This is a genomic window from Moraxella sp. CTOTU47724, assembly GCF_032014955.1.
Classification (GTDB): Bacteria; Pseudomonadota; Gammaproteobacteria; order Pseudomonadales; family Moraxellaceae; genus Faucicola; species Faucicola tetraodonis.
Window position 1 is genome coordinate 1 of record NZ_DALZSV010000004.1, and the last position, 12,891, is coordinate 12,891.

The following is a 12,891-nucleotide window of genomic DNA, read 5'->3' on the forward strand; positions in this document are numbered from 1 at the left end:
ATACTGGTCATAAAAATGAATTTGTAATTCAATTTCAGGCTGTTTTTGGCTGTCTACTATATTTTCTTGAGCCAGATTGTCAGTCGCTTCAGTGGCTGTAGGCTGGGTTTGGTGAATGTCTTTAGCAGATTTTGATTTTTCTCGATTTAAAAAATCATTGATGGTTTTGCCAGTGGCGGCAGGTTGCGCGGTGGCGTTGCTATCCCCTGCTTTATTGTACAAGGTGTCTTCGTCTAACTGCAATTCACCATCGGCTGTCAATACAGGGTTGGGGGGTGCTAAACCGCCACGCGCAAGCGCGATATGCTGCTGGACTTTTTCACCCAATTGCGCAAGCTGTTCCTGCGTTGGGCGCGCCATATAGCCATAAATCAACCATAAAAACCCATGCAAAATTGCTGACCCTAATACAAACAACCATTGACTACTGACAATCTCGCCTTTGGAGACCGCTTTCATAATGATAGTGGCGTGACCGAGAACTTGGTTGTTTTGGATAATGGGTTTATCAATTACCTGCCCCACTTCGTTTTGCGCTTGTCCCGTTTGCACCAGCGGCTGGTTGTTTTGGTCACTGATGACAAGCTTGGCGACTTCCTGATCTACTTGGTAGCGGTTTGCCAAGACGCTCAGGCTAATTCTATCTTGGCTCGTGATGCCCACCATGGCTTCTTTGGCTAACTGTTCAACAATTTTTTCACCCTTTTGGGTACGCTGCTCGTATTGGGATTTTTCACTACTAAAAGTAAGCATCAAAAAATGTAAACAAAAACTAATAAGTAGCACAATAGCGAATTTGCCTTGACGGGGAGCTAGATGATTCATGGGTAGATTAAACTTTCTTTAGGAGCGATTAAATGCTACATTATCATGTTTATTTTTTTGGCATACAAGGGGTAAACTACCATGACGACGAATTTTTTGTATCAACTTAATCAGCATTTTCCCCATAGTTACGCGATTACCCTAAGCGCTGCCAAGTTTGAATTGGGGCTATTGAGCCAAGTCAGCGAAACCCTTGCAAGCCTTCATCCTGCCATTCGCCTCTTACATCAAGACACCTTAGTCAATGAGCTTGATTGGCAAGCCAATGACACACTCGCCCAAGCTGAGCAAACCAGTCCTGTGACGACAATTCGCTGGATTGTGACGCTGGAATCAGATAGCGATATCAGCGACTTACCCCAACGGGTCAAACAAGTCGCCGCCAACAACCTCTATCACGTAGATATCAATGTCATGCCCCTTGCGACATTGGTGCGCCCGCATAAACTGGCGTTGTTTGATATGGATTCGACCTTGATTGAGCAAGAAGTGATTGTGGAATTGGCAAAAAAAGCCGGGATTGGTGAGCAAGTCGATACGATCACCGAATCTGCCATGCGCGGCGAAATTGATTTTGCCCAAAGCTTTACTCGCCGTGTGGCTTTGCTTAAAGGGTTATCAAGTGAGGTGCTCGAAGATATTATTGCCAATCACATTACCTTTAGCCCAGGGGCAAAACGCTTGATTAGCGCACTAAAAAATCATGGTTACTATGTGGTATTGGTCTCAGGTGGCTTTAACTATTTTGCCGAATACGTGAAAAACAGCTTAGGGATGGATGAGAGTTATGCCAATGACCTAGATATCGTCGATAATCTAGTGACAGGTGAAATCACCTCAGCGATTGTAGATGGCAAGCGTAAAGCCGAAATTTTGCAAGCCGTAGCACAGCGTCTAGGCATTAAGCTGTCAGAGACTGTTGCTGTCGGCGATGGCGCTAATGACTTGCCAATGCTAGGACTAGCTGATATCGGTATTGCCTATCGCGCCAAACCGATTGTGCGCGCCCAAGCAGATTATGCGGTAACAGTCGCAGGACTCGATGGGGTGATGACTGTCTTGGGATTGAGCGGTTCATGTTAGCGGTTAGTTTTAAGCATTAGTGTTAAAGATGAGTTTTAAAGATTATAAAAAAGCCACCCAGATTATCGAGTGGCTTTTTTGTTTTTTTGGATAAAAAAGCTAAATTGGCAATTTCGCCACGATTTTATCGACGATGACTTGTAATTTTTGCCTCACTATCGGTGATAAAATGACAATACCGCCTAGCACACCCATGAGACAGCCGAGCACGGTGTCCCAAAACCGCATGACGATAATCTCACTGATTGCGGTAGGCTGTACCGCGCTGTACTCTGCCAAAAAGATGGTCAGTGGGGTGATAAAAATAACCGCCACCCCGTAATGGCGTACCACAAAAGTCTCAATGCAAAACATCATGCCAAAAATGCCTAGCGCCACACCCATATCGCTCAAATGCACCGATAGCAATAGCCAAGCTAGCAGCATACCAATCGCTGTACCCACAATACGATGTATCTGCTTGATCCATATGCTTTGAAAATTCATCCCTTGCATGATGACATAGCAGCTCATCGGCACCCAATAGGGCTTGGGCATCTCTAGCCACAGCGCGAGCAGCAATGATAAAGCAATAAACGACGATACAATAAAAGTATCACCCAAAATCTCCCGCACGGGCATCGGTGTGTTTACCGGTAAGACAGGCTTGTTATAAATTAGCAGTAACGCATAAAAACACGCCACCATCCCCGCAAACAACGCGCCCAATGCCACCACGCCAATCAGCTGTGGGATTTGTGACACCGGTGCAGGCATAAACAGCGCAATCGCTGAAGCCATGATGATAAACAGCCCAGCAGGCGGTGGTAACTTATAATAACGGCTAAACAGCGTACACCAAAAGGTCACAAAAAACATCAGGGGAATTGTCAAGATGGGTACGTTGTGGGCGACCAAACCAACGGCAAAACACGCGACCATCCCAAAACTACACGCCAATACCGTGGTCATGCGAGACAATAACGACCCAGTATAGGGTAAGTTTAAAATCACCATCGCACCGAGTGACGCGAGTAGCCCCATGCGCAAATCACCCAGATACGCCCCGACCATCACTGGAAAACTAATCGCAAATGCCACAAACAATGGCATATGCCAAGGTCTGGGATTGCGATTGAATTGGGTCAAGGTGGTGAGCGGGTGCTTGATATATTGATGAGTGATAGGGTTGTCCAAATGAAAGACTCTTTTGTTAATCATATTGAGGGCTAAAAACTTAAACTTAAACTTAAATAACCTGCTAAAAACACAAAACTGGAGCAAGCCCCAGTTTTAGATGTTTATCTATTTCACATGCCATCCAAATTTAATTGGATTTAATTAGATGCGCTGTAGCGATTAGCTAGCTTGATGAATGAATCCGATTTATCGACCTGACTCATCAACCAAAGACACGCCAATACGCTGGGCAACTTCTTCATAACCTTCCACCACATCACCGAGGCTTTGACGGAAACGGTCTTTATCCAGTTTTTTCTTGGTTTGTTTGTCCCAGACGCGGCAACCATCGGGCGAGAACTCATCGCCCAGTACGATACGGTCTTTGAATACCCCAAATTCTAGTTTGAAATCCACCAACATCAAACCACCGTCATCAAACATTTTTGATAACACGTCATTGACTTTGAAGGTTAAGGCTTTCATTTCATCCAGTTGTGCTTGCGTTGCCCAGCCGAGTGATACCGCTAATGAATCATTTACCATTGGGTCGCCCAGACCGTCATCTTTATAGAATAATTCAAAGGTAGGTGGTGTCAACGCTTGACCTTCTTGCAAGCCTAAGCGACGTACTAGGCTGCCTGCTGCATAGTTACGTACCACACACTCGACGGGAATCATTGTTAGGCGTTTGACCAGCACTTCTTCATCCGATAATTGCTGTTCAAAATGGGTTTCGATGCCTGCTTCGCTGAGTTTTTGCATGATAAAGGCATTAAAGCGGTTATTGACTTTGCCTTTACGCGCTAACTGTTCGATACGCTCGCCGTTGAACGCAGAGGTATCATCACGAAATTCTAAAATCAGATAATCTGGATTGTCAGTTTCGAAGACGGATTTTGCTTTGCCTTTATAAAGTAAATCGAGTTTTTGCATGGTAATTCCCAAATGGCTGTTTAAGATTGGCTAAGGTTGGCTCAGAGTAGCTAATTTATGACAGTTGCATTGATTGGCTGATACGCGGTTAGCAACACCAGCTGCAAACTATCATAGATGCGGTCAGCCACTCTCTATTTTACGGTACTAATTGGACGCGGTAGCTCAAAACGCTTACTGCCTTCTTTTGTGATTTTTAACGTATTTTCACCCGATTGCGGCACTGCATAAACTGGCGTAAAAGGTAGCGTTTGTGCATCTGCCGGTAATTGGATGGGTTCAAGTTTTTTGGTTTTGGTATAGTCCAAAGAATTGTCGCCAACTTTACGTTTAAAAGTAGTACAGCCTGTCATAGCAATGCTAGCAGAGGCAATAATCGCTAGGGCTAGCTGGGCGTTGAATCGATTGTGGTTAGCGCTGAGTGTTTTTTTCATAGTAAACCTGCTTTGGCAAGTGCTTCATCCATCACTTGTTGGTGTTCTGGGGTAAGCCAAGTTAATGGTAAACGGATACCTTGCTCGATATGACCCATTTTGTATAAGGCATATTTTGCAGGAATGGGACTTGACTCGATAAATAAATCTTGGTGTAAATGGGCTATTTTTTGGTTTAATGCTTCGGCTTGTTCAAACTCACCTTTGAGTGCCAAGCCAAAAATTTGGCTCATGATTTTTGGTGCGACATTGGCGGTCACTGAGATATTGCCTTTTGCCCCATGACGCATCAGTGCTAACGCGCTTTCATCATCCCCTGACAATACAATCATGCGACCTTTTACTGCTTCAATCAGTTTGGCACCACGCGCCACGTCACCCGTCGCATCTTTAATCGCGATGATATTTTCGATGTCCGCTAGGCGCTCGACAGTCGCTTGCTGCATATCCACGATGGTGCGCCCGGGTACGTTGTATAGCACTTGGGGAATGTCCACGGCTTCAGCAATGGCTTTATAGTGTAAGTATAGCCCTTCTTGGGTCGGTTTATTGTAGTAAGGCACAACCAACAGCACGGCATCCGCCCCCGCTTGTTTGGCGTGCTGGGTCAGCTCAATGGCTTCAACGGTATTGTTAGCGCCCGTACCCGCGATGACAGGAATACGACCACCCACTTGCTTCATGGTAAATTCAATGACGTCCACATGCTCTTGCATCGATAAGGTTGCGGATTCACCCGTCGTACCAACCGATACCAGTACGTCCGTACTTTGCTCGATTTGCCAATCAATGAGATTTGCCAATGATTGCCAATCGACGTCACCATTGCTATGCATAGGTGTAATCAATGCGACCATAGAGCCTTGTAGTTTATCTAAAATGGGGGTCATAACAATACCTTGGACAAAACCTTAAGTAGAATATGTAACAGCTGCGACAATTTTTTGAAAATTTTTGTCTAGTGTAGCATACATTTGGGGCGAAGTTTAAGCGCTTTGATAGCAAACGCAAGTTTCTCCATTGCTGTAGCAAAACAGGTTATAGACCCCACTTAACCTGATAATAAGGCAATGACTGGTTTACCCTGATTAGTCGGATTGTTTAATGGGATTGGTTAAGTATTAGCCGTTTGAACTTGGATGGTTAGCACATCAATGGTAGGGGGACAATTAAAACGAAACGGCAACCCTGTCATGCCAATCCCAGTATTCACCCATACTTGGTAGCGTTTGCTGGGTTTGTCAGCCTCATTGAGTGCTTTGGGATGATAATCGGATTGTTTGGCTGTATCTGGTCTGCGTAACCCTGCCGCCAGTTTATTGCCTGTCAATGCTCTGACCATCAGCGGTGTCAATACAGGTATATTGACCTGCCCCCCATGCGTTTGCCCCGCAATCACCAACGTATCGTTGTTGGCGTCACTTAAGGTTCGTGGATTGGCTTCTAACTGCTTGATATCATGGGTGGCAATGACTAATGGCTGCCCCGCGCTGCGCTGCTGTTCAATCACGCGCGGTAAATCCATTGTACTGCCATTATGAATGCCTATGATTTTTATCCCGGCAATGCGCAAGCCTTGCTCAGGCAATAATTGAATACCGAAGGTTGGCAAAATATTCATTAACTGCATATTGCTAGCAGGTTCGCTATTTTGTGCATCATCGACAACCTGCTGGGTATCGGCATCGCTAAGGACGGTATAGCAAGGCTTGTTCAGCGTTTTAAATGGGCTTAGATGGGCATCCAAAGTTGTCGCTTGATATAACCAATCACCCAAAATCAGCACCGCATCAACATCTAAGCGGTTAAGGCATTTCACCAAACGCGCTAACTGATGGGGGTTAGAAAATATACCAATGTGGATATCACTCAGCACCGCAATTTTTGCAGTTTGATGTAGTTTGATAGTTTGTAGAGGTTGAGATGCTGCTGCAGCCAGTGAAATATCGGTCGCAGGCTGATAGTTCGCAGATGCGGTCAAATTGATTGAAAAATGCGAAACGCGCAGCCGATTGGGCTCAACCCAGCTCATATAGATATACAACAAGGATAACGCGATAAGCAGCCAGTAAATAATTTGGTTGTCATACAGCAGTTGCACGTTTGCCCACACCAACAACCAAACAAACCAATAGCGCGCGTAGAAACTGACCAGTTGTAGCAGGATTTGCAGGTTATCCGTCCGGGCTTTGAGTTGCACGGTTTTTAGGCACGACCATAGGATTACCAAAACGGCAATGACCGCTCCAAGATGACCTAGCCAACTGCCAATCATGCTACCACCCATATAAAGCGTTACCTAAATTTACAGAATAATCAATAATTTGCATGACAAATACGTATAAAAAAAAGCGCCCATTATAAATGGCAATCATGGATATGACAATTTAAACTGTCATCATATCGCAAAAAATGGCTGAACAGCTAGGCGAATTTTTTGTATTAAATTGCTTTAAAAAACGCCTGACTTTGCATTTTCCCCCATTGTCTGTCAGCGACGGCAAAACAAAGACGAGCGCGTTTGCATACGTCGTACCCTGTTTAGCCTTAACCATGGGCTATTTGGATGGGATTGCTACTTAAACAACAAACCGTACAAAAAATCCGCCATCATTTATAAAAACTGATATGATAGCTTATTTTCCCATGGCTTTTTAAACTTAGCCTTTTAACCATAGCTTTTAAAGATAGCCTTTTAAACAAAGCCTTTTAAATGTAGCACGGTGACCCAATTTGCTCAGCGCTTGCTTAGATTTTTTGGCTCTTTAACTCATTAATTTGAAGGACGTCAGCGTTATGACAGCAAGCGTTAATGTGTCAAACTCCCCTATCAAAGAAACTCTCCAGCCGCAAGCACAGGCTAACCATCGCCACGCGTTTGATGTGGTGATTGTCGGCAGTGGCGGTGCAGGTTTATCGTTAGCTTTATCCTTGCCAAGCCATCTATCGATTGCGGTTTTGGCAAAAGACAAGCTCACCGAAGCCAGCACTTTTTATGCCCAAGGCGGCGTGGCGGCGGTACTATCGGATGATGACTCGGTTGATGAGCATGTCGATGATACCTTGATTGCAGGGGCAGGTCTTTGTCATGAAGATGCGGTACGTTTTACGGTAGAGCATAGCCGAGAAGCGGTGGAGTTTTTGCTCAAACAAGGTGTCAAATTTACCTTGGATGAAAACGAAACCTTGCACCTGACGCGTGAAGGCGGTCATACCAAACGTCGTATCATCCATGCGGCAGATGCCACTGGGGTGGCCATTTCTACCACGTTAGCCAAACGTGTCAAACAATGCCCGAATGTCAAACTGTTTGAGTATGTCGCTGCCATTGATGTCATCACCACCAACAAACTTAGCAAACACAACTACAGTCCGATTAGCGAGCCTAATCGTGCCGTGGGACTGTACGCGCTTGATTTGAACACCAATCAAGTCATTACCTTTACCGCGCCCTTTATCGCCTTAGCCTGCGGCGGGGCATCAAAAGCGTATTTGTATACATCTAACCCAGATATTGCCACGGGCGATGGTATCGCGATGGCATGGCGGGCAGGTTGCCGCGTTGCGAATTTGGAATTTAATCAGTTTCATCCTACTTGTCTCTATCATCCAGAAGCGCGTTCGTTTTTAATTACCGAAGCCATGCGCGGTGAAGGTGCCTACCTGCGCCTGCCAGCAACCAAAGAACACCCAGAAGGTGAGCGTTTTATGCTTCGCTTCGATGAACGGGGTGAGCTGGCACCGCGTGATATAGTGGCTCGCGCCATCGACTTTGAGATGAAGCGTTTGGGAATACGTCATGTTTGGTTAGATATTACGCATCAAGAACCAGCTTTTATTAAAGGTCATTTCCCTATGCTATATGAGCGGCTACTAGAGCTGGGCATTGACATGACCCAAGATAAAATCCCCGTGGTACCCGCCGCTCACTACACGTGTGGGGGTGTGATGGTCAATGAAAACGCCCAAACCGACGTGTTCAATCTATATGCCATGGGCGAAACGTCCTTTACGGGTCTGCATGGTGCCAATCGCATGGCGAGTAACTCGCTGTTAGAGTGTTTTGTGTACGGGATGAGTGCAGCGCGGCATATTGCCGCTGCATTTGCAGAAAATCGCGTTCCCCCCATTCCTGCTATTCCTGATTGGGACAGCCAACATGTAACCGACCCTGACGAAGAAGTCATCCTACTACAAAACTGGGATGAATTGCGCCAAAGCATGTGGCACTACGTTGGTATTGTGCGCTCGGATAAACGCCTGCATCGCGCACTCAACCGCATTTTGTTGTTAAAACAAGAAGTAAATGATTACTACGCCAACTTTGTGGTTAGTAAAAATCTGATTGAATTGCGTAATTTGCTGCTAGTCTCTGAGCTCATTGTGCGCTCGGCGCTACGTCGCCACGAATCGCGGGGACTACATTACAACAAAGACTTTCCACAAACTTTGCCAGTGGCGGCAGACGTGATTTTAACCCCATCTATGCCATAGTATGGGTTAAATAAAAAAGGGAATGTTTATCATCCCCTTTTTTCAAAATAATTGTAAAAGCTTTATAACACTAAATAACGACATTAAATACCCAGCTGCGTTAGCACTTTTGCCAACACTTCATCAGGTGTACCCTGCGCATCAATGCGTTTGACGCGCTGCGGTTGCTGTGCTGCTTGATAAGCAAATCCTTGATATACCCGCTCAAAAAACGCTAGCTGATTTTGCTCAAAGCGGTCTAGTTTGCCGCGATTTTTGGCACGGCTCATCCCCTCTGTGACGGGTAAATCTAACCATATGGTCATATCTGGCATTTTTGCCACAAACTGCCTAATCAATAATTCAATTTTGCTAAGTTCTGCCCTATCGCCCCGTTTGCGCCCAAACCCTTGATAGGCAATGGTGGAATCGGTAAAGCGGTCGCACAGCACCCATTGACCCTGAGCGAGCGCTGGCAAAATCACTTGCGCCACATGATCGGCACGTGCCGCAAACATCAATAAGAGTTCACTGTCCTCTGTCATAGTCGTTGCAGGGTCAAGTAACATGGCGCGTAACTGCTCAGCAAACGGACTGCCGCCCGGTTCACGGGTCTGGATAAAATCGATGCCTTGCGCGGTCAAATGCGCTGCCACATTGGCAATCAAGGTGGACTTACCTACCCCTTCGGTACCTTCAAATGAGATAAATTTTTCGCTAATGGGGGCTTTCGCAGCTGTTTGCATGGGTATCGTTTTTTACTGACCTAATTGGCTGTTTTGGCTGGCGCGTTTTTCACGCATTACCCGCAGATAGTCTTGCACCGCTTGGTTATGGTCTTCTAAATTACTGGTAAATTTATGACCGCCATTGCCCGTTGCCACAAAATATAGCGAATCGGTCTGATTTGGGTGAAGTGCCGCTTTAATGGATGCAATACTTGGCAAGGCAATTGGTGTCGGTGGTAAGCCGTCAATTTGATAGGTGTTATAAGCGGTTTTTTCTTCAAGGTCAGATTTGCGAATATTACCATCGTAACGATCGCCCATGCCATAAATCACGGTGGGGTCGGTTTGCAGGCGCATGTTTTTCTTCAGACGATTAACGAACACGCCTGCCACTTCACCACGCTCGCTTTCGACACTGGTTTCTTTTTCAATAATCGATGCCATAATCAGCGCTTCATACGGTGTTTTGTACGGCAGATTGGCTTGGCGATTGTTCCAGTTTTCCATCAGCGCTTTGTGTTGACGGGTAAATAAATCCGTTAGCACTTTTTTATCGCTACTGCCTTCATTGAAATAATAGGTGTCCGGTGAGAACCAACCTTCAAGGTTGCCATTCGGGTGATAGTCAGCAGGGATATTGAGCCCAAGTTTGTCAACGTCAACTTTGCTACCATGAATAACTTCGTTTTTAATCCCTTTGTTGTCCATCAAATGTTGATATAACTCTTTGGCTGTTTTGCCTTCAATGATTTGCACTTTGATAAAAGCGACTTTTTCACCTTGTTGTAGCATGGCTAAATAATTGGCAAAACTTGGATTTTCAGGCAGTTGATAGACCCCTGAATGAAGCGGTTTATCCACCGTCATTTTGATATATAGTTTGGCAAGTGGCGCAACGAACAGCTTTTTCTTTTTATCCCAGTCGTCTACCAGCGCATAGTAGGTTTGACCTTTATTGATGGTCACCATCTGCTTTTTCTGGGTAATAGTGCCATATAAGGTGTTATACCAAGCAAATAACAACCAGCCTAGCACCAATACAATAAACCCGAGCAGCCCCAATAGACGGTATTTATTTTTTTTGTTTCTACCGGTGATGTTGTCATTGAATTCTCGCGTTGAACGATTAATCAGACAAGCATCATTGCCATTGACGTTTTTGCTATGCGGGTCTTCGCCATCGTTATTAGTGATATCCTTGTCATCGATACCCTTATCTTTGCTATGATTGTCCTGCAGTTGAGAATCTGGAATATCCGCGGCGTGAGGGGCGTCACTGTGCTGAGAAGGATGATGCTCAGAACGGTCTGGGGTGCTAGACAGGTTGTTATCAGATGGGTCGTTCATAGAGAAGGCTTATATTGACTCAATAAGCGAGAATTTAACAATTAATGACAAAAATAGCAATTTTTTTTAGTTACTAGCAACACGATTTAAGTGAATTTTTGCGCATAGATTGGGGTCAAATCAAGCGCGGTTGACTGCCCATTAGGTAACACCAATGCTTCAATGGGCAAAATCCCGCGTACAGCATTGCAAAAAAACAAGCTTGTGATATTGGCTAACTCCTCGCTGGCTAAATATCGCTCCTTATGCGCCCTATCGGACTGGGCAAACTTAGCCAATAGCACCTGCCGCATCACCCCTTTTACCCCTGAGCGGTTGATGGGCGGTGTGTACCACACGTTTTCATGATTAAGCTGATAAAACACATTGCAAAAAGTACCTTCTACCCAATGCCCCATCACATCTTGCACCAGCCCATCAATCATTTGTGCATTTTGGGTTTGGTGCTGCCACAGCTCATGACTTGTCATCACTTTATCTTGGGCGTTTAGTAGCTTAAGTCCTACCAAGGGTTTGGGTAAACACGCAATTTGCTGCGTAAGACAGATGGCGGTAGCGGCAGGTTGGATGATAACTTGATTGGCCTGCTGTGATAATGGCTTATCCGTGGGCATAAGCTTAATAAAAGCGTCAAATTCAAAGCTGCAAAATCCATAGCCTTTGATAGGTTGATTTCTTCGGCAGACTATCAGCTTAAGCATACCGTGATTGAGGGTTTTAGCAAAATTGGCTAACTGGCTATTAAAGTATGCGCGGATAGTATGATTGGGGGATTCTAAATTGGCGGCATATAAATTGAAGGCGTCTAAATTGGAAGCGTCTAAATTGGCTGCATCTAAGTCAGCGTTGGTTAAATTTAGTTGTAACGCATGGGCACTCTCGTCGATTCTATCTAAGTGGTAACTGAGCCAATTGATTTGTCCTGCAACCACCGCCATGGTGGTAAAGAACCCATCACCATACGCTATGACCCGTGAATCAATATCGATAGCGGTGATTGGCGTTTGCTTGGCATACTGAGCATCAGATAATGAATACCACATGGTTATTTGGCTACTTGATTAAATTAATAGTTAACTGTATACAGTGAAAGCCGCATCAATTAGCCGCTTTTTTTAGCGGTTTTGGCGGTGACAGTGGGTTTTCTGACCACCAAATCACAATGATAATTGTCACAGCGTGCTAATTCTACCAAAATTCCGTGGTAGCTCGTATTTTTAATCGGCTGTCCTTGCACCATGTGGGCAACAATGTCTGAGCCATCTTGCCCAAACCAATTTTGGGTCAGGTGAAACGCTGTTTTGGCATGCTGGATGCTGATGTTTTTAACGCTGGCATTGTCATAGGCACTGGCATAGTACCACTGTAACTCGATATACATAGGCGACTCAAGCAAATCAAAATACGGCTCACCGGTTTTGGCAAAACTATATTTACTTGCCACATTGCTACGGTAGTCCAAACTTTGCGTATCAATGGTGATGGGTTGACCCAATAATAACGTCATGGCTTCGGTATCGTGTATACTGACTTTGTTTGCCAGCGTTTGTTGCTGCCACTCATTGATGGGATAGACCACAGGCGTTGGCTGCGAGGTAGGGTTGATAGACGGATTGGCGGCTGTGGTCGATGCGGTAGTACTAGCGGTCACACTGGCATTGTGTTGTGAGGCGATTTGTTTGACCTTATCACAGCCAGTTAAGGTGAGTGCTAAGATAACCCAACCCCAGCCAAGATTTTTTAGCCAAGTGGGTTTATTTTGGGTAACGCTTTTTTGGGCAGCGCATTTTTTGGTAGCGCCTTTTTGGGTAGCGCCTACCGGATGTTCTGAGCGGTTTTGACGCGGTAAAAAAAGCGGTTTGTGGGCAATTAGCTTCATTGTGTATTGTATAACGGGTTGGTGTGAA

At 45.3% G+C, this 12,891-nt stretch carries 11 protein-coding genes and 1 pseudogene; 2 read left to right on the plus strand and 10 right to left on the minus strand.

The features are described 5' to 3' along the window. A pseudogene (locus RTR63_RS01615) lies at window positions 1-825 on the minus strand (hypothetical protein); the annotation flags it as partial. A gap of 81 nt (window positions 826-906) precedes the next feature. Between RTR63_RS01615 and serB the strand changes: the two are divergent. Next, a complete protein-coding gene (gene serB, locus RTR63_RS01620; RefSeq protein ID WP_312522325.1) occupies window positions 907-1,908 on the plus strand; it encodes a phosphoserine phosphatase SerB in 1,002 nt (333 codons plus the stop codon). 99 nt (window positions 1,909-2,007) lie between these two features. On the opposite strand, the gene RTR63_RS01625 is transcribed toward serB, so the two are convergent. The 5 genes from RTR63_RS01625 to RTR63_RS01645 form a co-directional block, all read right to left on the minus strand. Next, the gene (locus RTR63_RS01625) at window positions 2,008-3,108 is read right to left on the minus strand and encodes an FUSC family protein (RefSeq protein ID WP_312522326.1); all 1,101 of its coding nucleotides are present in this window, start codon (window positions 3,106-3,108) and stop codon (window positions 2,008-2,010) included. A 165-nt stretch (window positions 3,109-3,273) separates the two neighbouring features. Next, window positions 3,274-4,002, minus strand: coding sequence for a phosphoribosylaminoimidazolesuccinocarboxamide synthase (gene purC, locus RTR63_RS01630; RefSeq protein WP_050325481.1), 729 nt, complete (start codon window positions 4,000-4,002; stop codon window positions 3,274-3,276). A gap of 134 nt (window positions 4,003-4,136) precedes the next feature. Further along, window positions 4,137-4,436, minus strand: a complete 300-nt coding sequence (locus RTR63_RS01635) for a hypothetical protein (RefSeq protein WP_060995311.1) — start codon at window positions 4,434-4,436, stop codon at window positions 4,137-4,139. Next, window positions 4,433-5,326: a 4-hydroxy-tetrahydrodipicolinate synthase gene (gene dapA, locus RTR63_RS01640; RefSeq protein ID WP_312522328.1), complete on the minus strand. Its 894-nt coding sequence runs from the start codon at window positions 5,324-5,326 to the stop codon at window positions 4,433-4,435. Before dapA ends, RTR63_RS01635 begins: the two co-directional genes overlap by 4 nt. 224 nt (window positions 5,327-5,550) lie before the next feature. Then, window positions 5,551-6,711: a metallophosphoesterase gene (locus RTR63_RS01645; RefSeq protein WP_312522329.1), complete on the minus strand. Its 1,161-nt coding sequence runs from the start codon at window positions 6,709-6,711 to the stop codon at window positions 5,551-5,553. Between the two features lie 521 nt (window positions 6,712-7,232). Between RTR63_RS01645 and nadB the strand changes: the two genes are divergently transcribed. Continuing rightward, window positions 7,233-8,930 (plus strand): L-aspartate oxidase, encoded by a 1,698-nt coding sequence (gene nadB, locus RTR63_RS01650; protein ID WP_312522330.1) that lies wholly within the window; start codon window positions 7,233-7,235, stop codon window positions 8,928-8,930. Between the two features lie 83 nt (window positions 8,931-9,013). Here the strand turns inward: nadB and tmk are convergent, their stop codons facing one another. The 4 genes from tmk to RTR63_RS01670 form a co-directional block, all read right to left on the minus strand. Then, entirely contained in the window at window positions 9,014-9,655 is a 642-nt protein-coding gene (tmk, locus tag RTR63_RS01655) for a dTMP kinase (protein ID WP_312522331.1), read from the minus strand. Between the two features lie 12 nt (window positions 9,656-9,667). Continuing rightward, complete coding sequence (gene mltG / locus RTR63_RS01660) at window positions 9,668-10,984, minus strand: endolytic transglycosylase MltG (protein ID WP_312522332.1); 1,317 nt, start codon at window positions 10,982-10,984, stop codon at window positions 9,668-9,670. A gap of 86 nt (window positions 10,985-11,070) precedes the next feature. Beyond that, window positions 11,071-12,027 carry an aminotransferase class IV gene (locus tag RTR63_RS01665; RefSeq protein WP_312522333.1) on the minus strand — a complete coding sequence of 319 codons (957 nt, stop codon included), beginning with the start codon at window positions 12,025-12,027 and terminating at the stop codon, window positions 11,071-11,073. A gap of 59 nt (window positions 12,028-12,086) precedes the next feature. After that, entirely contained in the window at window positions 12,087-12,863 is a 777-nt protein-coding gene (locus tag RTR63_RS01670) for a hypothetical protein (RefSeq protein ID WP_312522334.1), read from the minus strand. Window positions 12,864-12,891 lie beyond the last annotated feature (28 nt).

Bases quoted from the DNA above. Each gene is read 5' to 3' on its own strand.
- serB (WP_312522325.1), top strand. From the start codon at position 907: ATGACGACGAATTTTTTGTATCAACTTAATCAGCATTTTCCCCATAGT.
- RTR63_RS01625 (WP_312522326.1), bottom strand. From the start codon at position 3,108: ATGATTAACAAAAGAGTCTTTCATTTGGACAACCCTATCACTCATCAA.
- purC (WP_050325481.1), bottom strand. From the start codon at position 4,002: ATGCAAAAACTCGATTTACTTTATAAAGGCAAAGCAAAATCCGTCTTC.
- RTR63_RS01635 (WP_060995311.1), bottom strand. From the start codon at position 4,436: ATGAAAAAAACACTCAGCGCTAACCACAATCGATTCAACGCCCAGCTA.
- dapA (WP_312522328.1), bottom strand. From the start codon at position 5,326: ATGACCCCCATTTTAGATAAACTACAAGGCTCTATGGTCGCATTGATT.
- RTR63_RS01645 (WP_312522329.1), bottom strand. From the start codon at position 6,711: ATGATTGGCAGTTGGCTAGGTCATCTTGGAGCGGTCATTGCCGTTTTG.
- nadB (WP_312522330.1), top strand. From the start codon at position 7,233: ATGACAGCAAGCGTTAATGTGTCAAACTCCCCTATCAAAGAAACTCTC.
- tmk (WP_312522331.1), bottom strand. From the start codon at position 9,655: ATGCAAACAGCTGCGAAAGCCCCCATTAGCGAAAAATTTATCTCATTT.
- mltG (WP_312522332.1), bottom strand. From the start codon at position 10,984: ATGAACGACCCATCTGATAACAACCTGTCTAGCACCCCAGACCGTTCT.
- RTR63_RS01665 (WP_312522333.1), bottom strand. From the start codon at position 12,027: ATGTGGTATTCATTATCTGATGCTCAGTATGCCAAGCAAACGCCAATC.
- RTR63_RS01670 (WP_312522334.1), bottom strand. From the start codon at position 12,863: ATGAAGCTAATTGCCCACAAACCGCTTTTTTTACCGCGTCAAAACCGC.